20 protein-coding genes are annotated in these 23,740 nt (G+C 69.8%); 7 read left to right on the forward strand and 13 right to left on the reverse strand.

Annotated elements, in window-relative coordinates; translation table 11 throughout:
* Window positions 1–23 precede the first annotated feature (23 nt).
* The 5 genes from ACFLIM_RS32215 to ACFLIM_RS32235 all read right to left on the reverse strand — a co-directional run bounded on the left by ACFLIM_RS32215 (window position 24) and on the right by ACFLIM_RS32235 (window position 5,694).
* Window positions 24–1,757, reverse strand: coding sequence for an RNA polymerase sigma factor (locus tag ACFLIM_RS32215; protein ID WP_393171919.1), 1,734 nt, complete (start codon window positions 1,755–1,757; stop codon window positions 24–26).
* A 45-nt stretch (window positions 1,758–1,802) separates the two neighbouring features.
* On the reverse strand, window positions 1,803–2,969 hold the full coding sequence (locus ACFLIM_RS32220) for an FAD-dependent oxidoreductase (RefSeq protein ID WP_393171921.1): 1,167 nt from the start codon (window positions 2,967–2,969) through the stop codon (window positions 1,803–1,805).
* The gene (locus ACFLIM_RS32225; RefSeq protein WP_393171923.1) at window positions 2,966–3,706 is read right to left on the reverse strand and encodes a maleate cis-trans isomerase family protein; all 741 of its coding nucleotides are present in this window, start codon (window positions 3,704–3,706) and stop codon (window positions 2,966–2,968) included. Before ACFLIM_RS32225 ends, ACFLIM_RS32220 begins: the two co-directional genes overlap by 4 nt.
* A gap of 88 nt (window positions 3,707–3,794) precedes the next feature.
* On the reverse strand, window positions 3,795–4,010 hold the full coding sequence (locus ACFLIM_RS32230) for a hypothetical protein (protein WP_393171925.1): 216 nt from the start codon (window positions 4,008–4,010) through the stop codon (window positions 3,795–3,797).
* A 946-nt stretch (window positions 4,011–4,956) separates the two neighbouring features.
* Complete coding sequence (locus ACFLIM_RS32235; RefSeq protein ID WP_393171927.1) at window positions 4,957–5,694, reverse strand: hypothetical protein; 738 nt, start codon at window positions 5,692–5,694, stop codon at window positions 4,957–4,959.
* Window positions 5,695–5,916: 222 nt separating this feature from the next.
* Here ACFLIM_RS32235 and ACFLIM_RS32240 point away from each other — a divergent pair, with 222 nt between their 5' ends.
* Both ACFLIM_RS32240 and ACFLIM_RS32245 read left to right on the forward strand, forming a co-directional pair.
* A complete protein-coding gene (locus ACFLIM_RS32240; protein WP_393171929.1) occupies window positions 5,917–7,173 on the forward strand; it encodes a Scr1 family TA system antitoxin-like transcriptional regulator in 1,257 nt (418 codons plus the stop codon).
* 183 nt (window positions 7,174–7,356) lie between these two features.
* A complete protein-coding gene (locus ACFLIM_RS32245) occupies window positions 7,357–8,190 on the forward strand; it encodes an SAM-dependent methyltransferase (protein ID WP_393171931.1) in 834 nt (277 codons plus the stop codon).
* Window positions 8,191–8,285: 95 nt separating this feature from the next.
* Here the strand turns inward: ACFLIM_RS32245 and ACFLIM_RS32250 are convergent, their stop codons facing one another.
* Window positions 8,286–9,104: a DUF4253 domain-containing protein gene (locus tag ACFLIM_RS32250; protein WP_393171933.1), complete on the reverse strand. Its 819-nt coding sequence runs from the start codon at window positions 9,102–9,104 to the stop codon at window positions 8,286–8,288.
* Window positions 9,105–9,212: 108 nt separating this feature from the next.
* Here ACFLIM_RS32250 and ACFLIM_RS32255 point away from each other — a divergent pair, with 108 nt between their 5' ends.
* Window positions 9,213–9,791 carry an HAD family hydrolase gene (locus tag ACFLIM_RS32255; protein ID WP_393171935.1) on the forward strand — a complete coding sequence of 193 codons (579 nt, stop codon included), beginning with the start codon at window positions 9,213–9,215 and terminating at the stop codon, window positions 9,789–9,791.
* Here ACFLIM_RS32255 and ACFLIM_RS32260 read toward each other — a convergent pair.
* On the reverse strand, window positions 9,788–10,429 hold the full coding sequence (locus ACFLIM_RS32260) for a TenA family protein (RefSeq protein WP_393171937.1): 642 nt from the start codon (window positions 10,427–10,429) through the stop codon (window positions 9,788–9,790). The genes ACFLIM_RS32255 and ACFLIM_RS32260 overlap by 4 nt on opposite strands.
* A 137-nt stretch (window positions 10,430–10,566) precedes the next feature.
* Window positions 10,567–11,601, reverse strand: coding sequence for a TIGR03118 family protein (locus ACFLIM_RS32265; protein ID WP_393171939.1), 1,035 nt, complete (start codon window positions 11,599–11,601; stop codon window positions 10,567–10,569).
* 229 nt (window positions 11,602–11,830) lie between these two features.
* Here ACFLIM_RS32265 and ppgK point away from each other — a divergent pair, with 229 nt between their 5' ends.
* Window positions 11,831–12,550 carry a polyphosphate--glucose phosphotransferase gene (gene ppgK / locus ACFLIM_RS32270; RefSeq protein ID WP_393171941.1) on the forward strand — a complete coding sequence of 240 codons (720 nt, stop codon included), beginning with the start codon at window positions 11,831–11,833 and terminating at the stop codon, window positions 12,548–12,550.
* A 130-nt stretch (window positions 12,551–12,680) separates the two neighbouring features.
* Window positions 12,681–16,550, forward strand: a complete 3,870-nt coding sequence (hrpA, locus tag ACFLIM_RS32275; RefSeq protein WP_393171943.1) for an ATP-dependent RNA helicase HrpA — start codon at window positions 12,681–12,683, stop codon at window positions 16,548–16,550.
* Here hrpA and ACFLIM_RS32280 read toward each other — a convergent pair.
* Window positions 16,540–17,136, reverse strand: a complete 597-nt coding sequence (locus ACFLIM_RS32280; protein ID WP_393171945.1) for a Uma2 family endonuclease — start codon at window positions 17,134–17,136, stop codon at window positions 16,540–16,542. The genes hrpA and ACFLIM_RS32280 overlap by 11 nt on opposite strands.
* A 123-nt stretch (window positions 17,137–17,259) precedes the next feature.
* Window positions 17,260–19,263: a catalase gene (locus tag ACFLIM_RS32285; protein WP_393171947.1), complete on the reverse strand. Its 2,004-nt coding sequence runs from the start codon at window positions 19,261–19,263 to the stop codon at window positions 17,260–17,262.
* A gap of 83 nt (window positions 19,264–19,346) precedes the next feature.
* On the opposite strand from ACFLIM_RS32285, the gene ACFLIM_RS32290 reads away from it, so the two are divergent.
* Entirely contained in the window at window positions 19,347–19,994 is a 648-nt protein-coding gene (locus ACFLIM_RS32290) for an HAD family hydrolase (protein WP_393171949.1), read from the forward strand.
* On the opposite strand, the gene ACFLIM_RS32295 is transcribed toward ACFLIM_RS32290, so the two are convergent.
* Together ACFLIM_RS32295 and ACFLIM_RS32300 are read right to left on the reverse strand one after the other, a co-directional pair.
* Complete coding sequence (locus ACFLIM_RS32295) at window positions 19,987–20,313, reverse strand: DUF5709 domain-containing protein (RefSeq protein ID WP_393171951.1); 327 nt, start codon at window positions 20,311–20,313, stop codon at window positions 19,987–19,989. The genes ACFLIM_RS32290 and ACFLIM_RS32295 overlap by 8 nt on opposite strands.
* A 78-nt stretch (window positions 20,314–20,391) precedes the next feature.
* Window positions 20,392–22,125 (reverse strand): ABC transporter ATP-binding protein, encoded by a 1,734-nt coding sequence (locus ACFLIM_RS32300; RefSeq protein WP_393171953.1) that lies wholly within the window; start codon window positions 22,123–22,125, stop codon window positions 20,392–20,394.
* Between the two features lie 71 nt (window positions 22,126–22,196).
* Between ACFLIM_RS32300 and ACFLIM_RS32305 the strand changes: the two genes are divergently transcribed.
* Window positions 22,197–22,616, forward strand: a complete 420-nt coding sequence (locus ACFLIM_RS32305) for a MarR family winged helix-turn-helix transcriptional regulator (protein ID WP_393171955.1) — start codon at window positions 22,197–22,199, stop codon at window positions 22,614–22,616.
* 9 nt (window positions 22,617–22,625) lie between these two features.
* On the opposite strand, the gene ACFLIM_RS32310 is transcribed toward ACFLIM_RS32305, so the two are convergent.
* Complete coding sequence (locus tag ACFLIM_RS32310; RefSeq protein WP_393171957.1) at window positions 22,626–23,735, reverse strand: amidohydrolase family protein; 1,110 nt, start codon at window positions 23,733–23,735, stop codon at window positions 22,626–22,628.
* Window positions 23,736–23,740 lie beyond the last annotated feature (5 nt).

A 23,740-nucleotide genomic window follows, 5' to 3' on the forward strand; every position in this document is an offset into this window, starting at 1 on the left:
GTCTCGGGCTCAGCCCGGGGCCCCTACCCGCAGTTGCTCCAGTAGACGCCGCGCTGCGCGTCGAGCATCCGCGCGCCCCTGTCCGCGGCGACCGTCCAGGCCACGCTCATGGTCAGGGTGCCCTTCCCGAGCGTGGTCCCGCCGGTGCGGGCCCCGTCGCCGGTCGCCTTGCCCGCCCACCGAACGGTGATCTTCCCGCGCTCCACGCGCGCGGCGCAGCCGCTCCGCGAGACGGGCGCGCTCACCCTGAAAGATGTGCCGGACACCGCGATGCCGTCCGTGCCGGTGGCCGAGGTGATCTCGCACCGCCCGGTGCACGACAACGAGAACGACCCGGTACGCCCCGAGCCCAGCGACAACGACGACGGCGACACCTTCGCCACCGGCGGCGCGGGCTTCGGCAGATCGACCTTCTTGGCCACGCTCTCCAGGCCGGATCCGGCGGCGGCCACGACCTTGCCCACCCACCGCGACGGCTCCACGCTCGTCTCCGCGGCGGCCTTGGTGATCGTGGCCGGGTGCTGGCGGGCGTTCACGATGGCCCAGACCAGGCCCGCCACCAGCAGCCCGACACCCACGATCAGCCCGAGCCTGGCCACGGCCCTGATCGGCGCCCCGGCGTCGGGATCGTCGTCGTCGGGCCGGTCGCGCCAGAACTCCTGCACGGTGTCCTCGCCCGGCAGCTGGTCGAGGCCGGTCAGGGTGATCCCGCCGTAGCGGATGATCGCCCCATGGCTCTGCGAGCCGTTGCTCTCGCCCTTGACGGCGGCGCTGTAGACGAGCTTGTCGCCGGAGGAGCCCCCGCGGAAGGCCCGGGTACGGCTGGGCGGCGTGAACGGATGCCGCCCGCGTACCGCGGGAGCCGGGGGATGCTCCTGGTCGGCGGCAGCCGCGCCCGCCGCCGACCAGGGCTTTCCCGAGGTCGCCGTCGTGGGGTCGGCGACCGGGGCGGAGGGCGTGGCGTCGGCGACCGGTGGAACGGGCCCAGTGCTGGTCTCCACTGGGCCGGCCTCCACCAGTGTGCGGGCCTGCACAGGGAAGCCGTCCGCCCGCCAGAGAGGTCCCTCGCCAGGCAGCGGCTGCGCCAACGCCAGCCGGTTGGGAAGCGTGCCGGGCAGCGCCGTGATCGGCAGGCGGCGCAACAACGCGCCCGCCGTCATGGTCCTGGGCGCCGCCCGGCAGGTAGCACACGATTGGATGTGACGGCCGATCCTGGCCCTGGCCCGCCTGCCGGGAGCCCTGACCCACTCGGCCATCCGCGCCGTCAGATCGGGGCAGCCGTCGCGGGCCCGCGCGGCGATGATCGCGGCGAACCATTCCTCCAGGCCCGCGGCGGCCTGGGTCACGATGGTCCGCACCTCGGCCTGGCCCAGCTCGAAGATCGCGGCGAGCTCGGCGTCGGCCAGGCCGTGCCGTACGGACAGGTCGAGGAGCTCGCGTTGCGCGCGTTCCAGGGACAGCAGCGCCTCGGGCAGCAGCTCCGACATCCGGCCGGGGCGCGACCACGAGCCGATGCTCGCGGGCTTGGCGACGACCGCGCGGTGCGCGCGGGCCACCGCGTAGAGCCAGGGTCGCCGCAGGGCGGGATCCAGCACGCGCTCCGCGTACAGGTGCGCCGTCAGCATGGCGCCGGCGACCGCCTGCTCGGCGTCGCCCGCGGCGAGCTCGGTGCGACAGTAGTCGTAGAGGCGGGCTCCGTGCTTGTCGCACAGGTCGCGAATGGCTTGGCGAGCGTCGTCAGACAGGGTTCGCCACATCCAGTGTCACCTCCTCCGATCGACTACCGTCACAGCGGCGGCAGGTCAGGTCTTTCCAGGCACGGTGTCCAGCAGCGAGGCCTGGGCCAGGTAGGCCCGGGTCGCGTCGGGGTCGCCGGCGATGGCCCGCAGCCCGGCCATGGCCGCCGCCAGCCTGGCGCTGTCGCGCTCGCGCACGCCCGCGAGCCGCGTCTCGCCGCGCGGGATCACCCGTTGCAGCAGCACCGAACGCCGCCGCCAGGCCCACGCCTCCAGCGCGGCGGGCGGGGCGAAGCCGCCGATCACGGCCGCGATCACCTGCCCGACCTCGACGGCGTCGTGGATGCCGGCGTTCATGTTGAGCCCGCCGACCGTGGAGGTCAGGTGCGCGGCGTCGCCTACGAACAACACCCGCCCGCACCTGTACGACGTCAGCACCCCCCTGGACAGCCCGAACCTGTCGGCGCCCGTCACGTGGATGGGCTCGCTGGCCCCCGGCAGGGCCCGGCGGACCAGCAGGGACAGGTTCGGCGGCGACAGCGGCTCGTGCGCGTCGCAGGGGATCTTGAAGATGATCCGCCAGTGGTCGGGCAGCGCGAGCAGGGTGCACGACTGCTGCACATCCCGTACGTACGTCAGCGGCGCCATGCTCGGCAGCAACCGGTCGAGCGGCGAGTCGGTGAACACCCGTAACGCCTGCGTCGGATACGCGGACCTGGGGAACGGCAGCCCGAGCGAGCCCCGTACCGTGCTGTGCGCGCCGTCGGCGGCGATCATGTACCGGGCCCGCGTCCAGGTGTGGCCGACGCGGACCCGGATCCCTGTGCCGCCCTCTGCCACGCCGTCCACGTGGGTGCCGAACCGCACGTCCACGTTGGGGTAGACGTTCAGGGCGGCGAGCAGCAGCGGGGTGAGCGAAGCCTGGTCGGCGTGGATCCTGAACGGATGCTTGGTCAGGCCGTCCAGCCGGTTCATGCCCATCTCGGCCAGCACGATCCCGGACCGGTCGCGCCACTGCACGCGGTCGACGACGCGGCCCTTGGCGACGAGCCTGGAGGCCACGCCGAGGTCGTCGAGCAGGTCGAGGGTGGCCGGGTGGAAGGTGCATGCCCGCGTCTGCCTGCTGAGCTCTTTCTCGCGCTCCAGCACGGTGACCGGGATCCCGGCCCTGGCCAGCGAGAGCGCCGCGGTCAGCCCCGCGGGTCCCGCTCCGACCACGATGACGCCGTTCATGCCACGCCTCCCACCCTGGGAGCCGCCATATGCCGGCGGTAGGGCACAGGGCTGAGCGTCACGTGCCGGCCGACGGCCCTGGACAGGGCCCACCAGGCGGTGCAGAGGTTCGAGGTCAGCAGGACACGGTCGTTGCCGGTGCTGAGCGGCCTGAGCACGGGCAGCGTGTTCATGCCGGTGCCGGTGAACAGCAGCACCGCGTCCCCCGGCAGCTCCGCCAGCTCGACCTGGCTGATCAGCTCGGCGGGGGTGACCGCGTACGAGGAGTAGCCGTCCTTCGCGCGTACCTGCACCACCTGGGTGACGTTCAGGCCCGCGGTCTTCCAGAACCGCTCGGCCAGCTCCGTCAACCACGGCTGGTACGGCGAGACCAGGACGATGTCGCCCACCCCGATGTGCTCCATGGCCTCGCGCGTGGCCAGCGTGGCCGAGGCGAACGGCACCCCGGCGGCGGTGGTCAGCTCGGCGCACTGGTCGCGGTCCTCGTCGGGGCCGATCAGGTAGCGGGGCTCGCTGCAGGCCATGACCATCGCGCTCAGCGGCAGGCCGTCGAACGCCGAGACCATGTCGGGCAGGGCCTCGTTGTAGCTCTCGAGCCGTTCGGCCAGGGTCAGTCCGGACCGTACGGGGAAGCGGGTGACGTGCATGTCGGCGCGTGACCCAAGCAGCCGGGTCAGTTCGGGCTCCGCGGACGGGTTGGCGGGCGCCACGATCACGCCCACCCTGCCGCGGTTCACAGCACACCCCCGTTACGTGCGGGTGCGAGGACGGTGCGCATGGATCTCCTCCTGCGAGGGATGGCGGGGTTCAGGAGACACCAGGGGTTCAGGAGACGCGGTGCCGGGGCGCCCGGTCGATCTCGGTGATGGGCTGCACGGACACCTTCCGGATGCGGCGCAGCCGGTGCACGGTGCGCGCCGATTCCGCTGGAGGCGGGGGGCCGTCCTGGTCCTCGCCCCAGGACGGTTGCGGCGCACCGGGCCGTACGCCCCGTGCGTGCACTTCGTGTGGTTGTGACCTGCGCACTTCTTCGGTGAGCATGCTCACTCCTGCTCAATAGCGGGTTGATGACACTGGTCGGGGACACGGCGCAGCTGGTCTCGCTGCTGCTGAAATACGGTCGTGCCGGAGGCGCGCATTGGATGTCGCGCGGCTGGGCGAGAGGCCGGCGGAGCATCGCCGGCCCCTCTTCCGCCGCGCGTTGAGATCGAGGTTCGGTCCAACGGCTCGACGCCCCGGCGACCCGCACCAGCGCCGTGGCGGCGAGCAAGACGGCGGCCAGCGGAATGGCCACCAGCACGGAGGAGTGCCCGGGCACCGGCCCCTCCGGGAACGGCCGGTCGATCAGCACCGTGGCGCCCGTCACGCCGATCGCACCGCCCAGCATCACCCCCCGTGCTGACAGTGCCGATCGCGCCGCCGCCGCCGGGGCCCCCGCCATAGACGACCCCGTGGCGGCCGATGCGCCGGCCGGCCAGGGGGGCGGCCACGATCGGCACGATCATGGCCATCAGTACCGCGTCCGCGAAGCTCGGCGAACGCGGGCTAAGCCAGCCCCAGGCGCTACCCCTCGAGTTGGCCGGCACGCCAGCCGCTACCGTGCCGGCCGACGGCACCGCGCCGACATTGTCGGGCACGTGACGCACGGTGCCGGGGGGGTGGGGAAGCGCCGGGGCCAGCGGCAACAGCGCTGCCACCAGTCCCGCGCAGGGGACGAACAGGGCGCGCCAGCCGTACTCGGCCGGCAGCCACCCGCCAGTTGATGGCAACGCCAGCATTCCGCCGCCGGCGCACGCGCAGCACAGCGCGACGCCCCGAGCCCTGCGGCTCGCGGGCAGCGCGCCGAGGAGCGGCGCGAGCGAGGCGGGGAACATCAATGCGGCGCCGATGCGCCGAGTCAGCAACCCTCCTGACAGGAGCTGCCAGGACGCGGCCGTGATGACCGCCGCCGCGCCCAGGCAGCAGGGGAGAAGAACGGGTATCGGCGTCATCGCGCCGTCCCAGTGCTCATGGCCACGTTGGGCACGCTGACGCAGACCATACGCTCCGTCAGCCCGGCCCTTGGTGACACTCGCGACGCGGATGCGCGTGATGGGACCGGTCCCGCACCACCGGCCACCGTACGCGCGACCTTCGAGGCGAGCGCGAGGTGCTCGCCGCAGCGACGGCTCACCTTGGCCTCCAGCCCGGCCACCTGGGCCAGTCTGAGCCTCAGCGGCTCGAGTGACGACCTGCGTTCGAGGCCGTCGAGATCGGCCAGCCGGGCGGGCCAGCGCAACGCGTCGCCGCAGCGAGCTTCCACCTCGGCTGGAAGTTCCTCGACCGGGAACCCCTCGTGACCTAGCCGGGTGGCGATCATGACGGCCATGAAGGCCGTCTTGTCGAAGTCGGCCAGCCGTCCCGCCAGGGCCGCACTCAGCATGCGAGCGCGATGGCTCAGGCAGACCGCACTCCACCCGAGCAACAGCAGCCGATCAGGTCCCGTCTCCGTGTGCCATCCGGCCAGCCGCAGCTCGCGGGCCATCCGGTGATAGAAGCGCCAACGATGACGGGGGCTGTCCAGCCAGACCTGGACACCGCCGAGCGGCAGGCTCGCGACCTGTACGCCGGCCCCGACCTCGGGCCCGGCCACACGCGCGCAGATGCGCTGGACCACTTGCTCCTGTCCAGGGGAGGCCGGATCATCAAGGAACCAGGAACCACCCGAGGGATCCATGGTCGTCATGTCCGGCCACCTCCTCGTCGAGGAACTCTCCAGAACCGCCTGGCTGTTAAGCCTCAGTTACCACGCGCTCCGATAGTCCGCTTATGAGCGGGGCTATGTCAACTGACAGTTTGCGCATAAGTTGATACCTACCCGCGTGGCAGAGCTTGCCCGCATGGCAGGGGACAGTGGGGCCAGGCGTCCCTTACGCTGGAAAAGTTCACGGGCGGTAGGAGGTGTGCCGTGGCGAACTTCGCCGAGCGGCTCGATCTCGCGCTGACCAAGCGCGGTTTCACCGGCGCGCAGGTCGCCTCCACGCTGACGGAGGCGGGCATCCCCATCACCCGCGCCTACGTCAGCCAGTTGCGCACCGGCAAGCAGACCAATCCGACGCTCCAGGTGCTGCGGGCGCTGGCCTCGTGCCTCCAGGTGAGCGTGGGCTGGCTGGTCGGCGACGACCACCTCGAGTCGGGCGCCGTGGAGGACCTGCAGTTGCGGGCGGCCACCATCGGCCTTTCCGCGTCGGGGTTGTCGGAGGGCTCGCTGGCCGTCCTGCGCGGCGTGGTCGAGCTCGCCCGCAAGGCCGAGGGCCTGCCCGACGAGCCTGAGCCCACCGCCGACATCCCGGAGGCGGCCGCGCCGCTGAGCGGGCCGCAGCGCAGGGCGCTCGGCAAGCGGCTGCACGGCCTGCGCCTGGCCGTCCAGCTCTCCGTCGAGCAGGTGGAGACGGCGGTCGGCAGGGGAGCGGCCGCGATCCCCGCCATCGAGGAGGGCCGGATCGCCCCCGCGCCCATCACCGTCGAACGCCTGCTCACCGTCTACGGCGTCGCCGCTCCGCCCATCCGCGAATACGTGTTGTCGCTGGCCAGGGGCGAGCGCCAGGCCGCCTGGTACGACGCGCAGTCGGTGCCCGTCTGGCTGGCCACCACCTACGCGCTCGAACAACGGGCCACGGTGATCCGCACCTACCACAACCAGTTCGTCCCGCCGCTGCTGCAGACCGAGGAATACGCCAGAGCCGCCGTCACCGTGGCCGGGCCCGCGACCCTCGGGCAATCGACGGTGGAGGAGGCGCTGGCTCTCGTGCTGGCCCGCCAGGAGGCCGTGGCCCGCGACAGCGGGATCGTGGTGTGGGCGGTGATCGACGAGAGCGTGCTGATGCGCTCGATCGTCGGGCAGCACGTCCAGCTCCGCCAGCTCGACATGCTGATCGAGCACGCCAAGCGGCCCAACATCTCACTGCACGTCGTGCCGATGGACGACCCCGCCTACGTGCCGCGCACCGGCCCGTTCACGCTCTGGCGCTTCGCCGAGGCGTTCGAGCCGGACATCGCGTGCGCCCACGGGATCGAGTCGGAGGAGCTGGTCACCGACACCGCCGCGGTGGAGGCGTACCACCAGGCGTTCACGAAGTTGTCCGTGACGACGACCACGCGCGAAGAGACCTTCGAGGTGTTGAATTACCATCGCGAAAAGCTTTCGCGTTCGCTCGGAAAGTGATCTCTTTCCCTAGTAAATGATCATTATGCGCGAGTTGGGGTTACCCATATATACCGAAAACTAATAGGTTTTCAGGTTGTCTTCTGCCCGGTAACGAGGATCATATGTTCTGGGTCATCGAGTGGGGTCCGAAAGGATCAGCTTTTCCCGAGATAGTGGGCGAGGGGAAAGGGGCAACACTCAATGCGTCAGCGTGCCATCCGAAACCTGGCGAAGCTGGAGCTGACCCAAGCAAGGATCACCCGGATTCTCGATGCCGCCGCGGGTGGAAAGAACAACTTCGTGGCGGACAGAGACGCAGTGCGCCGCTACGACCAGGCCGCTCCCATCACGACGACGGCCGCGCGGGCCGTGCTCCAATATTTGGGCCGTGTGGTCCGTCACCTGGCGACCGAGGGTGTGGATCAGTTCGTGATCGTCGGGAGTGGCGTCCCCAGCGGCCTGCCGGCCGGCGGGCAGTTGCATGACATTGCCAGGGACGCCCTGCGTGCCTCGGCGGCACGGGTCGTTTATGTGGAAAGCGACCCGATGGTGCTGGCCGGAGCGCGGGCTACGATCGAGCCCGTCACCGATCTCGTACGCGTTGTAGAGGGCGACGTACGCGAGATCGACGACCTGCTCGACGACAGGGTCGTGCAGACGTTCCTTGACTGGGACCGGCCCATGGCCGTGCTGCTGCTGTCGACTCACAGCCTGAACGACGACGAGTTCTTCCATTACGTGATCAAGCGAATTCGGCAGGCGGTGCCCGAAGGGAGCTACCTGTCGCTGTTGCAGACCACGTTCGACGGAATCCCACCGGAGTTGCTTCCCGCCATTCACGACCTGCTGGCGATGACGCTGCCCGGTCACGCGATTCGCAACCGGGAGGAGGTTGAGGCGTTGCTCGAAGGTCTGGTGCTGGTAGATCCGGGATTGGTGTGGGTCCCGGAATGGCGGCCCCATGGCCATGAGCTCGCCTGCTTCGAGCAGCCGAGTTCGTCGGGCAGTTACGGCGCCGTGGCCCGCATTCCTTGAAACCGATTACTCCTCGGTCGCGATCGAGGGTCCGGCCGGCCCGCCGACCGGGCCCTCGAACGGCGCGACCGCTCCAAGCGACTGCCGTGGTGGATTCAGTCCCACCAGAAGGACCAGGCGTGCACGCCGATGATCTGCTGCGCATAGCCCTGCAGATCGCCCGGCCCCTGGACGACGTTGTCCGGGCAGAACGCCCAGTGCTCGGCCGCCACGTGTAACGCGTGCTCGGGCTCGACCGGCGGTGCCGCCACGCTCAGGTCCAGTGTGTTGAACCCGACGCTCACCACCCGCGCCCCGAACCGGTCCTCCCAACTGCGCACCACGGCCGCCATCGGCACCATCCACTCGTTGTGGTGCAGCGCGCCCTGCCAGCCCATGACCGCCAGCGCGTCCGCGCCCCTCGCGGCGGCGACCAGGCCGAGGGGCATGCCCTTGGCCGCCAGCTCGCCCGCGTACCAGTCGGCGACCTCGCCCGGGGCGGCCCTGAGCACGCCGGGCGCGGCCAGGCCCGGGCAGATCGCGCCGTACGGCTCCAGCTCGGCCAGCCCGTCAGGCGGCATCTGCGACACCCACTCCTGCCACACCTCGGCCATGAACCCGTCGGCGGTGAAGTGGTCGATCTGGCGTGGATCGTCCGGCACGATCTGGCCGATCCCCCAGGGTTGCGTTGACTCGTCCAGCAGGACCGGCCACAGGCCGCTGTGCAGGTGCCACTCGCGCAACCGCGCCCAGTCCTCGCCGGCCGCCGGCTCGTCGCTCATCCAGAACGCCGGCCGCGGCGCCTCGCCCTGCCGGTTGTAGCCGGGATCGGGCCAGACGACGTCGCCAGGGGGCAGCCCGGCCGACAGCCTGCGCCCCTTGCCGCCGTCGGCGAACAGCTGGCACAGCTCGCGTGGCAGCCGGTGATCGTTCATGCCCTACCGTTCCGATACCGAATCCTGTCTCGGAGATGGTAGTGCCGCAGGTCGCCCACTCACCTGTGGCAGCGCGGGAAAAGCTGGGGACTGCCACAATGTGGGGCTGTGATCCCCTTTGACGCGGTCCTGTCCGATCTCGACGGAGTGCTCCGCCACTTCGACCACGCCGCCCAGGCCGACATCGAGGCCCGTTACGGCCTGCCGCTCATGAAGACGGCCCTCGACCCCGAGCTGATCTTGCCTCCCACGCTCGGGCACGTCTCCGAGGCGCAGTGGCTCGAGTCGATCGCGGTCGCGCTGGGCGGCGACGAGCGGGTCCGCCGGGCCGTCGCCGAGTTCGCGCAAGTGCGGTTCTGGGTGGACGAGGAGGTCAGGGCGCTGCTGGCGAGGGTTCAGCAGCACGTTCCCGTGATCATCGTGACGAACGCCATGGACACGCTGGAGCAGCATCTCGACCTGCTGGGGCTCACGCACTTCGCCGACGACGTGGTCAGCAGCGCCAGGGTCGGCGTGGCCAAGCCGGACCGGCGGATCTACGAGATCGCCGCCGAGCGCGCCGGGGCCGCGCCGGAGCGCTGCCTGTTCGTGGACGACCGGCTGCGGAACGTGGAGGCCGCCAGGGAGCTCGGGATGACCGGCCTCCATTACCGGACATATCAGGATCTGGCGGCCGTACTCGGTTAGTTCGGCGCGGCGGCCATGTCGAAGAAGGCCCGCTCCAGCTCGACGGCCCGCCGGAACACGCCGAGGACCTCCAGCCGCCGCCCCTCGTCCAGGGTCGCCCCCAGCCGGTCGAGCTCGCCCCGGAGGAAGGCCACCCAGGCGCGGAACTCCGCGCCCTCGTGCAGCTCGATCCACTCCCGGTGCACGAAACGCTCCGGCAACGGCGGCACCGCCCGCGACGCCCAGCCGAGGTAGCACCACTCGGCCACGCAGAGCACGGCGGCGATCAGCAGGTAGTCCTGCGACGTGCGTACCTCGTCCATGAGCTGCCTGAACGCCGCCGTCACGGGCTCCGGCGGCGCGTCCGCCCGCCCGCCCAGCTCGGCCAGCGCCCGGTGGAAGTACGTCTTCTCCTCGGTGGTCGCCACCTGCCCGAGGAACCTCCCGTACGGCACCCGCGCCTCGAACGTGTCCGCACTGGCCACGGCCGCCCCGAGCAGTGCCGTGAAGGAGTCCACGAACTGGAAGTCCTGCTCCAGGTAGCGCCGCAGGCCGTCGTCGGGCACGGTGCCCGTCGTGATCGCCATGGCGAACGGGTGCGTCACCACGGCCGTCCACTCGGGCTCGCACCGCTCCCGGAGCCATTCGCTAAAAGTCACGGTCCGACCGTACCGGAGAGGTTGTTTCCGGCGCGGCTCGCGCCAACCGCGCCGGAAACGTCGTGAGACCGCCGCCCCCGCCTCTGTCGGCGAGCTGCGCTTCTCGCCAGGTGGGGGCGGCGGCGAGAGAGCGCCGGTCAGTACCCGCCGTAGGGGTTGTTCTGGGAGGGCGGCTGGGTAGTGGGGGCGCTCGACTGGTGACCCGACGGGTGGTTCGACGGGCTGGTCGACGGGGTGGCGGTGGACGTCGGCTTGGTGCCCTGCGGGGCGATGACGCCGATCAGGCCGTGCTTGGTGCCGTCGATGCCCGCGGAGAACCACAGAGAGTTCTCGCCGCCGGTGGTGGCGGTACCGGGCTCCAGGTCCCAGAGGCCGGGCAGCACGATCGGCTTGCCGCTGGCCGTGCGCAGGGACCCCAGGTGACGTCCGCTCTTGTACGCCTGCACGGTGCCGTCGCCGAAGTTGCCGACCAGCAGCGCGCCGGCGTACTGTCCCCAGCCCTTCGGCGCCGCGGTCAGGCCCCAGGGGGCGTTCAGCCCGGCCCTGGCGATGCGCCCGGTGAGGCGCCCGTCCCCGTTGAACCGGCTCACGAAGCCCTTGCCGGCGCCGAACACGGGCTTGCCGGTGGTCTTGTCACGCAGGGCGTAGGCGACCCAGATGTTCCCGTTGGCGACCGCGACGTTGTAAGCCTTGTACGTCGAGGGGACCGCCGGGTCCCTGAACTGCCAGCGGCTCAGATGGATGCGCCTGAAGTCCTCGTCGAAGGCGTGGATGCGCCCGCCCGCGAAGTCGGCGGCCAGCAGGAAGGCTCCGTCCTCGGTCTCGACCAGCTCGAGGCCCTTGTAGTCGGCGCCGCGGGTGAACGCCGCGATGATCGCGTTGGCCGGATCGACCTCGGCGTTCCAGCCGCTGATGGCGCCGCTCGGGCTGGAGAAGATGAACGTGGCGGGCTTGCCCTTCACGGTGAAGCCCTCGCCCGGGTTGAACACCTGGCCCGTCGGGGCTCCGCCCGGGATGGCCACCTCGGTCTTCTCCTTCTTGCCCGTGCCGGAGTAGACGGTGGCGCTGCCGGTGCCGGTGTTCGAGACCCACAGAGTCTTGCCCATGGCCAGGCCCCACGGGTTGACGACCTTGGGGTCGGTGACAGGGGCTTTGCCCCTGACGTCCGACACAAGGTTGATGACGTCGAAACGGTTCCTGGTGGTGGCGTGTGCGGGAGTCGTGAGAGTCGCTCCCAGAACGACCGCAACAGCGCAGAGTGTGATGATGCGTGGCCGCATCCGTTGCCTCCTAGTTAGCGCTTGTGACGCGAGATACGCGGAGGGCGGGAAGCGGGTTCAGTCGGGTCCGGAAATATCAGTACGAAGAGTTTTTCTCGCCGGGCGGGGGAGATGGAGAAACATGAACGTGTTGGGCATCGACATCGGCGGCTCGGGCATCAAGGGCGCCCCGGTCGACACGGAGGCCGGCGAGCTGCTCGAAGACCGCCTGCGCATCGCCACGCCGCAGCCGTCCAAGCCCCATGAGGTGGCGGAAGTGGTCGCGTCGATCGTCAAGCATTTCAGCTGGAACGGTCCTGTCGGGGTCACGTTCCCCGGTGTGGTGGTGGACGGCGTGGTGCGAACGGCCGCGAACGTGCACCACTCGTGGATCGGCGTGGACGCGGCGACGCTGTTCGGCGGAGCGATGGTGCTGAACGACGCCGACGCGGCCGGCCTGGCCGAGATGGCCTTCGGGAGAGGGCGGGGGCAGCGGGGGACCGTGCTGGTGCTGACGCTCGGGACGGGGATCGGCAGCGCGCTGTTCGCGGACGGGACGCTCGTGCCCAACACGGAGCTGGGGCACCTGGAGCTGCACGGCAAGGACGCCGAGCACCGGGCCTCGGCCCGGGTGCGCGAGGAGCACGAGCTGAGCTGGGAGAAGTGGGCCGAGCGGGTGGAGGAGTACCTCCGTCACGTGGAGATGTTGTTCTCGCCGTCGTTGATCGTGATCGGCGGGGGCGTGAGCAAGCGGGCCGACAGGTTCCTGCCGCACGTCCACATCGACACGCCGGTGGTGCCCGCGGCCCTGCAGAACGAGGCCGGCATCATCGGCGCCGCCCACGCCGCCGCCGCCCGCTGAGCCGGCTCAGCCGGTACGCGGCCGGCACACTGATCTCACGCCCGGATATTGGGATGCGCCGGGCGACCTGGTCAGGCAATATGGGCCGTTGGCTCCGAGGCCGCGGGGCCTCAAATATCCTGAAAGCAGTATGGGAACGCCTTCGTTGTCCTCTCCGCTAGCCGACCTCCAATCCCGCCTGCCCGAGCTCATGCCCCGCGACCAGCGGCGACTGCGGCGCAGGCTTGATGGCATGCGCCGGGTGCGCTCCCGCGACACCCGGGACAAGATCGTCGCGGAGATCCTCGCCGACGTGGAGCGAGCCGAGCAGCGACTGGTACGCCGCCGCGAAGCCGTACCAGTCGTGAAATATCCGGAAAACCTGCCGGTCGCCCAGCGTAAGGACGACATCCTGCAGGCCGTCCGCGACCACCAGGTCGTGATCATCGCGGGCGAGACGGGCTCCGGCAAGACCACCCAGATCCCCAAGATCTGCCTCGAGCTCGGCCGCGGCGTACGCGGGCTGATCGGCCACACCCAGCCCCGCCGCATCGCCGCCCGCACGGTCGCCGAGCGCATCGCCGAGGAGCTCGGCACAGGCCTGGGCGAGGTGGTCGGCTACAAGGTCCGCTTCACCGACCAGGCCAGCGAGCGCACCCTGGTCAAGCTGATGACCGACGGCATCCTGCTGGCCGAGCTGCAGAACGACCGGATGCTCGACCAGTACGACACGCTGATCATCGACGAGGCCCACGAACGCAGCCTCAACATCGACTTCATCCTCGGCTACCTGAAACAGCTCCTGCCCAAGCGGCCCGACCTCAAGGTCATCATCACCAGCGCCACCATTGACCCGGAGCGGTTCTCCCGCCATTTCGACGACGCGCCGATCATCGAGGTCTCGGGGCGCACCTATCCCGTCGAGGTCCGCTACCGGCCGCTGGACGAGGACGACGACCAGACGCAGGGCATCGTGGATGCCTGCCGGGAGCTGATCGGCGACGGCCCCGGAGACATCCTGGTCTTCCTGTCGGGCGAGCGGGAGATCCGCGACGCCGCCGACGCGCTGGCCAAGGCCGAGTTCCGCAACACCGAGATCCTGCCGCTCTACGCCCGGCTGAGCGCCCCCGAGCAGCACCGCGTCTTCCAGCGTCACACGGGCCGCCGCATCGTGCTGGCCACCAACGTGGCCGAGACGTCGCTCACCGTCCCCGGCATCAAATACGTGGTCGATCCGGGTTTCGCCCGCATCTCCCGCTACAGCCACCGCACCAAGGTGCAGCGGCTGCCGATCGAGGCCGTCTCGCAGGCCAGCGCCAACCAGCGCAAGGGCCGCTCGGGGCGCACCTCCGACGGTGTCTGCATCAGGCTCTACGAGGAGGAGGACTTCCTCAACCGGCCCGAGTTCACCGACCCGGAGATCCTGCGTACCAACCTGGCCTCCGTCATCCTCCAGATGACCTCGATCGGGCTGGGGGACATCGAGGCGTTCCCGTTCGTCGAGCCGCCGGACCGCCGCCAGGTCAAGGACGGCGTGAGCCTGCTGCACGAGCTGGGCGCGTTCGACGGCCAGGGCAAGCTCACCGGCGTCGGGCGCAAGCTGGCCGGCCTGCCCGTCGACCCCCGCCTGGGCCGCATGGTGCTGGAGGCCGAGAAGAACGGCTGCCTGCGCGAGGTCATGGTGATCGCCGCCGCCCTGTCCATCCAGGACCCGCGCGAACGCCCCTCCGACAAGCAGCAGCAGGCCGACGAGAAACACCGCCGCTTCGCCGATCCCGAGTCGGACTTCCTGGCCTACCTCAACCTGTGGAACTACCTGCGCGACAAGCAGCAGGAGCTGTCGTCGAGCGCGTTCAGGAGGCTCTGCAAGGCCGAGTTCCTCAACTACCTCCGGGTCCGCGAATGGCAGGACATCTACAGCCAGCTCCGCCAGTCGCTCGGGGCGCAGCCCAACAGCCAGGCGGCGCAGCCGTACCACGTGCATGCGTCCCTGCTGGTCGGGCTGCTGTCGCACATCGGCGTCAAGGACGTCGTGGAGAAGCGCGGGGCCGACGGCCGGCGGCCGATCCAGGAGTACATCGGCGCCCGCAACGCCCGCTTCGCCATCTTCCCCGGCTCTACGCTGGCCAGGAAACAACCGCAGTGGGTGATGTCCGCCGAACTCGTCGAGACCTCCCGCCTGTGGGCGCGGGTCAACGCCAAGATCGAGCCCGACTGGGTCGAGCCCCTCGCCCAGCACCTGGTCAAACGCACCTACTCCGAGCCGCACTGGGAGAAGAACCAGGGCGCGGTGATCGCGCTGGAGAAGGTCACTCTCTACGGCGTGCCGCTCGTGGTCGGCCGCAAGGTCAACTACGGGCGCATCGATCCCGACCTGTCGCGGGAGCTGTTCATCAGGCACGCGCTGGTCGAGGGCGACTGGGACACCCACCACCGCTTCCTCAAGGACAACCGCAAGCTGCTCGAAGAGGTCGAGGAGCTGGAGAACCGGGCCCGCCGCCGCGACATCATGGTGGACGACGAGGCACTCTACGACTTCTACGACCAGCGGGTGCCCGCCGACGTGGTCTCGGCCCGGCACTTCGACTCGTGGTGGAAGCAGGCCAGGCAGGATCAGCCGGAGCTGCTCGCGTTCTCGCCGGAGATGCTGGTCAACGAGGGCGCCGACGTCAGTGCCCGCGACTACCCCGACACGTGGAAGCAGCTCGGGCAGCGGATGCGGCTGACGTACCAGTTCGAGCCCGGCACCGACGCCGACGGCGTGACCGTGCACGTGCCGCTCCAGGTGCTCAACCAGGTCAACTCCGACGGCTTCGACTGGCAGATCCCCGGCCTGCGCGAGGAGTTGATCACCGCGTTGATCCGCTCGCTGCCGAAGAACCTGCGCCGCAACTTCGTCCCCGCCCCCAACTACGCCAAGCAGGTGCTGGCGGGGGTCGAGCAGGGCGGCGAACCGCTGCTGGCGGCCGTGGAGCGCGAGTTGTCGCGGCTCACCGGCATCCGGGTGCCGCGCGAGGCCTGGCAGCTCGACCAGGTGCCGGAGCATCTGCGGATCACGTACCGGGTGATCGACGAGCGCAGGCACACGGTGGCCGAGGACAAGGACCTCGACGCGCTGAAGCGCCGCCTCGCGCCGCGCCTGCGCCAGACACTGTCGCAGGCGGGCGACGACCTGGAGCAGACGGGGCTGCACACGTGGAGCTTCGGCACGCTGCCCAAGGTGTTCGAGCAGGGCCGGATGAAGGGCTACCCGGCGCTGGTGGACGCGGGGGACTCGGTCTCGATCAAGATCTTCGAGACGCAGGCCGAGCAGCGCCGCTCCCACTGGCCCGGCGTCCGCCGCCTCCTCCTGCTGAACGTCACCAACCCCGCCAAGTCCCTGCTCGGCGGCCTGTCCAACCAGGCCAAGCTGGCGCTGTCACGCAGCCCGCACGGCGGGGCGGTGGCGTTGTTCGACGACGTGATCAACGCGGCCGTCGACAAGCTCATGCTCGACGTCGGCGGCCCGGCCTGGGACCCGGTGGCCTTCGACCGCCTCTACCAGCACGTGCGGGCTCACCTGTACGACACGTCGAGGGATGTGCTGGCGAGGGTGGAGCAGATCCTGAGCGTCTGGCACGAGGCGGGCGCCCGCCTCGACGCGCTCCGCGCAAGCGCTTCCACGGAGGATGTACGCGACCAACTCGGCAAGCTCGTCTACGCGGGTTTCGTCACCGCCACGGGTTACCAGCGCTTGTCCGACATCTTGCGATACATCCGAGCCATCGACCGCCGCCTCACCAAGCTCCCGGAGGAGCCGTGGCGGGATGAGGAGTGGATGGACCGGGTGCACAAGGTCGAGGACGACTACCACGACCTGGTGCAGAAGCTCCATCCGGCGCGGCGCGGGGATCCGGACGTGGTGGAGATCGGGTGGATGATCGAGGAACTGCGGGTGAGCTTCTTCGCCCAGACCCTCGGCACGCCTACGCCGGTGTCGGAGAAGCGCATCGCCAAGGCGATGGAGAAACTCACACCTTGAAGATCGACGTGTCGAGCTCGAAGTCGACCGGGGCTGGCAGCTTGATTGCTGTTCCCATGTCCACCTTGACGATCGTCCTATAGGTGTCGTCCTTGATATCACTGAACACAGTGACGTTTGGCGTTTTGCTGATGGGATCGATCAGCAAGTAGATCGGCACCTTGCCGAGAGCGTAGAGGCGCACCTTCTCCTCGTGATCAATGCGGACGCTGCTGGGTGAGACCACTTCGGCGACCATGAAAACTCCAGATGAGCGTAGCTCGTGGCCCCAGAGTGGGCACTCGGGATGCGTCAGGACGTAGTCGGGCGCGAGAGTGTCTCGGGGACCCTCGATGCAGACATCCAAGCCCCCGGGCGCTCCTAGCCAGCCTCGCTCCAGACTCAACGGAAGGAGGGCGTTGTGCAGGAATACGGCCGTCCAGGTGTGCTTGGGACTGCCCATCGGGCTCACGATCATCTTCCCTTCGATGAGCTCAACCCGGAGACCAGGGAGGGGGGGTAGGGCATCGAACAGCTCACGAGTGCTGTGCGGCGTTTGCGGGAAGCTCCCGCAGGTCGATTCGGTGTGGTGCTCTTCTTCCACCATGGCTACCATGGAATCTATCCCTTCGTATTCGAACGGGCACGCTAAGTATTCCATCTCCTGCGAGCGAGCGCCACACCGATCGGCCGCCCCGCCACCCGGCGAGACGGCCGAAAGGTCACGGGGTCAGGCGGGGACGCTGGACACGTCCCGGTCCCAGAAGCGGTGGACCGCCACCGCCTCGGCGAACTCCTGTGCGATGTGGTTCCCGAACAGCACCCCCACGTCATTCGGGAGTTGCGCCGCCTCCACCAGTTGCCGTCCCGAGCCCACCGCCGCGATCGGCTTGTGGTGACGGAACGCCTCCTTGACGAAGAACTGGGCCCGCCCCAGCGACCCCAGCGCCTTGCCGTCGGCGGCCACGACGGCGTCGTAGGTGACCGAATTGGCCGCGCTGAGTTGCTTGTCCACTGGGATGTCCCCCACCACCCCCTCATGCGGCGCGATCACCTCACAGACCGCCCCCTGGCTCTCCAGGGCCTGGCGCAGGGGTGTGACCGCGAGGGAGTCCGTCCCGTCCCCCATGAGGATGGCGATCTTGCGGGTGGCGATGCTCCGCGGCTGGTTCGTCATGCTCAGGGCGGGCGAGGCGTTCGCGTGCACCTGCGCCAAGGCCGGGGCGGGCAGGCCGAGACCTTCGGCGACCTGGGAGGCCAGGTCCGGGTGGATCTGGCCGAGATGCCGTACCACGCCCTCCTTGATGGGCTTGCGCTCCACATGCCCCAGTTCGAACAGGAACGCGGCCACGATGTGCTGCTTCTCCCACTCGGCCATGCTGTTCCAGAACAGGGTGGCCTGGCTGTAGTGGTCCTCGAAGCTGGGGCTGCGCATCCGGATCTTGGTGCCTTCCACCTTCTCCTGGTAGTGACGGTAGCCGTCCATGGCCGCGGGGCAGCCGCCGCTGATGGAGTTCGGGGCGTAGCTGGTGAGCGACTCGTGGATCAGGTGCTGGTGGAAGCCGTCGCGCTGGTCGTTGCGTACCTCGTTGACCGGGCGGTTGATGGGGATCTGCGGGAAGTTGGGCCCGGCCAAGCGCAGGAGCTGGGTGTCGAGGTAGGAGAAGTTCCTGGCCTGCAGCAGCGGGTCGTTGGTGAAATCGATGCCGGGCACGATGTTGGCGGTGTGGAAGGCCACCTGCTCGGTCTCGGCGAAGAAGTTCTGCGGGTTGCGGTTGAGCGTCATCTTGCCGATGGGCCGCAGCGGCACCAGCTCCTCGGGGATGATCTTCGTGGCGTCCAGCAGGTCGAAGTCGAAGTCGTGCTCCCGCGGCTCGGGCACGAGCTGCACGCACAGCTCGTACTCGGGATGGGCGCCGCGCTCGATCGCCTCCCACAGGTCGCGGCGGTTGTAGTCGGGGTCGTTGCCCTGGATGCGCAACACCTCGTCCCACTCCAGCGAGTACGTCCCCAGCGCCGGCCGCCAGTGCCACTTGACGAACGTCCCCTGCCCCGAGGCGTTCACCAGCCGGAACGTGTGCACCCCGAACCCCTGCATCATCCGGAAGCTGCGCGGGATCGCCCGGTCGGACATCAGCCACATGACCATGTGCAGCGACTCCGGCTGGAGCTGCACGAAGTCCCAGAACGTGTCGTGCGCCGACTGCGCCTGCGGGATCTCGTTGTGCGGCTCCGGCTTGACCGCGTGCACGAAGTCCGGGAACTTGATGCCGTCCTGGATGAAGAAGACCGGGAAGTTGTTGGCGACGATGTCGAAGTTGCCCTGCGCGGTGTAGAACTTGGTGGCGAACCCGCGCACGTCGCGCACGGTGTCGGCCGAGCCGCGTGACCCGGCCACGGTCGAGAACCGCACGAAGGTCGGGGTCGGCGCCGACGTGTCGGTCAGGAAGGCGGCCGAGGTCAGGTCGCCGAGGGGCTCGTACAGCTGGAAGATCCCGTACGCGCCCGCGCCCCTGGCGTGCACCACCCGCTCGGGGATACGTTCGTGGTCGAAGCGGGTGATCTTCTCGCGGAAGTGGAAGTCCTCCATGATCGTGGGCCCGCGGGTGCCCGCCCTCAGGGCGTTGTCGGTGTCGTCGACCCGGACGCCCTGGTCCGTGGTCATATTCAGGCGGTCTGCCGGTACGCGGTGAGCGTCGAGCTGCCGGTCCTTCGCGTCACGCTCTCGTTGCATGAAAAAATCCCCCTTGTAGGTATTTGTCGGGCGTTTCACCTAGTGCCCGGGACGAGTCGGAACAGGTTCGCGCAGGGGGATTGATGATCAAGGTTGTGGTGTTCGACGTCGGGGAGACGCTGATCGACGAGACGCGCATCTGGTCGAGGTGGGCCGACCGGCTGGGCGTGAGCAGGTTCGTGCTGATGGGCGCGCTCGGCGGCATGGCCGCGCTGGACCGGCCGCACGGCGACGCCTTCGAGCTCGTACGTCCCGGCTTCGACCTGGCAGAGGAGGAGGCCGCCTGGGAACGCGACGACCCCCACGGCCTGCGCAACCACTTCGACGCCGACGACCTCTACTCCGACGTGCGCGCCGCCCTGGCCGCCATCCGCGCGGCCGGATTCCAGGTGATCGTCGCGGGCAACCAGCCGAAGCGGGCCTACGACGCGCTGGTCGCCATGGATCTGCCCGCGGACTCCGTACACACCTCCGAGGGATGGGGGGTGTCCAAGCCGGAGCCCGGGTTCTTCGCCAAGGTCGCCACGGTCGCGGGACGGGAACCCGGTGAGATCCTCTACGTCGGCGACCGGCTCGACAACGACGTGCTCCCCGCCGCCAGGGCGGGCATGCGCACCGCGCTGCTCCGCCGCGGCCCGTGGGGCTACCTGCATGCCGAGCGTCCGCAAGCGAAGGCCGCCGATGTGATCGTCGACGACCTGCAGGCCCTGCTGCCCGTGCTGCTCACGTGAGGTTCTCGTCGGGGTCGATGCGGACGGCCCGCTCCTCCGCCGACAGGTCGTTGCCGTCGTCGTCGCCCCAGTCCTCGCCGATCTCCTCGTCCTCCACGTCGGGCTCCAGCCCCTCGTCCGGCTGGGTCAGCCGGTGTTTGGGGCGGGGTTCGTGGAGGCGGTCCCTGGCCTCGCGTCGCAGCCGTTCGTCGAGCGTGTCCCGGTGCCGGGGGTCGTCCTCTTGGACCACATGACTCATGCCGAGATCGTCGGTCCACTCCTCGACCTCGATCTCCTGCTCGTCGCTCATGCCGTGCCGGTCCGGAGGTTTTTCGGTCATACGCTTCCCCTACCCAGCGAATGGCCCGAAATCCTATGACTTGGCCTGCCTTAGGGCCTGCGCCAACTCTTCCTTGGCTCAGACGAGTTCGAGCGGCTCGTCCCTGCTCACCAGGGCCGCGTAGTGGCCCTCGCGGGACATCAGCTCGTCGTGGGTGCCGCGCTCGACGACCCGCCCGCCGTCGAGCACGACGATCTGGTCGGCGTCGCGGACCGTGGACAGCCGGTGCGCGATCGTGATCGTGGTACGGCCCCGCGCCAGCGCGTCGAGCGCCTCCTGCACCGCCCGCTCCGTCTGCGTGTCCAGGGCGCTGGTGGCCTCGTCGAGGATCAGCACCGGCGGGTCGCGCAGCAGCGTGCGGGCGATGGCCAGGCGCTGCTTCTCGCCTCCGGAGAACCGGTAGCCGCGCTCGCCCACCAGCGTGTCGTAGCCGTCCGGCAGCGCGGCGATGTGGTCGTGGATGCGTGCCGCCCGCGCCGCCTCCGCCAGCTCCTCGTCCGTGGCCGACGGCTTGGCGAAGCGCAGGTTGCCGGCGATCGAGGTGTGGAACAGGTACGTCTCCTGCGACACCACCCCGACCACGTCGCTCAGCGTCTCGAACGTCAGCTCCCGCACGTCCACCCCGTCGATAGTCACCCGCCCGCCCGTGACGTCGTAGAGCCTGGGCAGCAGGTAGCTGAGCGTGGTCTTGCCCGAGCCCGTCTCGCCCACGATGGCCAGGCTGGCGCCCGCGGGCACCGTGATGTCCACGCCGGTGAGCGTGGGAGCGTCGTCGTACGAGAAGTCGACGTTCTCGAAGCGGACCTCGCCGCGCACGTCGGAGAGCTCCCGCGAGCCAGGGTGGATGTCCACCGGCAGGTCGAGATACTCGAAGATCCGCCCGAACAACGCCAGCGAGCTCTGCACCTCGACGCCCAGCCGCAACAGCGACACCGCCGGCCTGAACAGGCTGACCTGCAACGTCGTGAACGCCACCAGGGTCCCGACCGAGATGGCCCCCGTGTAGCCGACAGCCCAGTAGATCATCGCGGGCATCGCCGCCATCACGATCTGGATCGACGACTGCCGCCAGCGCCCGGCCATACTCGTACGCACGCCGAGGTCGGCCAGCTCGTCCGACGCCCTGCCGAAGCGCTCGGTCAGCTCGGGGGACTGGCCCATGGTGCGGCCCAGCAGGATGCCGCTGATCGACAACGACTCCTGGACCATCGAGGAGATCTTGGCCAGCGTGCGCTGCCGCTCGGCGGTGATGCGCTTGCGCTCCTCGCCGACCTTGCGGCTGATCCACACGAACACCGGCAGCAGCACGAGCGAGATCACCGTGAGCCGCCAGTCGAGCGCGACCATGGCCACGATGGTGGCGATCACGGTGGTGAGGTTGGAGATGATGGAGGTGGCGGTCGAGGTGACGACCGCCTGCATGCCGCCGATGTCGTTGGCGATGCGCGACTGCACCTCGCCGGTCCTCGTACGCGTGAAGAACGCCAGCGACATGCGCTGCAGATGCCCGTAGACCGAGATGCGCAGGTCGTGCATCACCCGCTGGCCCACGGTGGTGGAGACCAGCGTCTGCAACACGTCGAACACGCTGGTCGTGACCGCCACCACGATCATGCCCAGCGCCAGTAGCGTGAGCAGCACGGCGTCCCTGGTCGGGATCGCCACGTCCAGCACCTCGCGCAGCAGGAACGGCGATGCCAGCCCGACCAGCGACGACAGCAGGATGAGGGAGCCCACCAGGGCCAGGCGGCCGCGGTAGGCGCTGAACAACTTGATGATGCGCCCGAGTGGCGCGCGGGGTTCCTCCTCCAAGTGGGGGCCTCCTTTCAGATGCCCACTCAAACAGAGGTTAGCTCATATTTGTTCCGGCTAAACTTTCGGATATGGGAGAAAAGGAGCTCGCCGAGCTCTTGCACCTGGTCAGCAGGCGGTTGCGGCACGGCTATGTGCGCCGGCTGGTTCCGCTCGGGCTCAATCCCGGCCAGGCACGGGCACTGCGGGCGCTCGCCGACGCCGAAGGGCCGCTGCGGATGGTGCGGCTCGCCGACGAGCTGCGGATCGTGCCGCGCTCGCTCACGCCCGTCGTGGACGCGATCGAGGAGGCGGGGCTGGTGCGCAGGGAGGTCGATCCGGCCAACCGCCGTTCCACGCTGCTCGTGATCACCCCCGAGGGGCGCGTTCTGTCGGAACGGGCGCGCGACGCTCGCAGGCAGGCGGGCGAAGAGCTGTTCGCGGTCCTTCCGGAGGATCAGCGCGAGCAGCTCAGGGGGTTGCTGAGCCTGGTGGACGCCCAGTTCCGGTAGAGCGGGTGGTCAGGCTTGACGGCCGGTGACGACTCCGCCGACGACCGTGCCGAGGCAGGGCGGCCCGACGAGGAGGGCCGCGTACGGGTAGCGGCCCCGGGCGTCGAAGACGGCGAAGTCGGCGCGCGCGCCCGGGGCCAGCGTCCCGATCCTGCCCTTGCCCCGATCCATGCCCAGCGCCCGGGCGCCGCCCAGCGTGGCGGCCTCCACCAGTCTGCGGTCGAGCCCTCGGGGCCGCAGCCCGAGCTCCCGCGCCTGCCGCCGGATCGCCCCGGCCACGCTCAGCGGGCTACGAGCACCCGCGGCGGCCCCGCCGCCGGTGCCCAGGGCGAGGACGTTGCCCTCGTCGAGCAGGGCCAGCACGTCACCCGCCGGAGAAGCCGCCCCGTCATCCCGCGGAGAGGACACCAGCACGTCGTCGGCCGGCGAATACCCCGGCACGTCCCCCGCCTTCGGAGGCTCGGGCGGACAGAGCGCCACCACGGTCCTGCGCAGCCTGAGAAGTTTGCGCTCGCCCGGATCCAGCGGCCTGGCGCACGCGACGTGGCACAGCGGCCCCAGCACGCGCGCCTCGTCCAGCGCCGCGGGCGAGTTCCGGTCCAGATCGACGAGCAGCCGCAGCCCGAACGTCCTGGCCAGCACCGCCACGTCCTCCAGCACCTGCGGATCCCGGGTGTGCGCCGCGATCCCCACCGCGCACGGCCGATCGACCTCGCGGATCGCCGTGATGACCGCGTCCCGCTCGTCGTCCTCCCACTCCTCCTCGCTCCCGCTGGTCACCTCGACGTACGAGATGCCGGGAAGCCCGGCGAGATCGGCCAGGTCGGACACCACCCCGGCCCTCGCGGTCACCCCGGGAGGGGACAAGGAGGCGCCGGAGCGGGCGTCGATCAGCCCTGCCACGATCATCCCCCGCCACCGCACCTCCCGCGCGGCGGGGTACGACGAGAGCGCCTCGGTCCGCGAGCCCACCCTGAGCACCCGGTCGCCCCTGGTCACCACCGCGCCGTCGCGTACGGGATCGACGCAGACGGGCAGCACGAGGGGAGCGGAATGGATCACGACAGGCGCGGGCGCGCGCCTGCCCAGAGTCGGACCGGCACGCTTCGCAGACGGCATCGGAA

Source organism: Nonomuraea marmarensis (assembly GCF_043197025.1).
GTDB classification, from domain to species: Bacteria; Actinomycetota; Actinomycetes; order Streptosporangiales; family Streptosporangiaceae; genus Nonomuraea; species Nonomuraea marmarensis.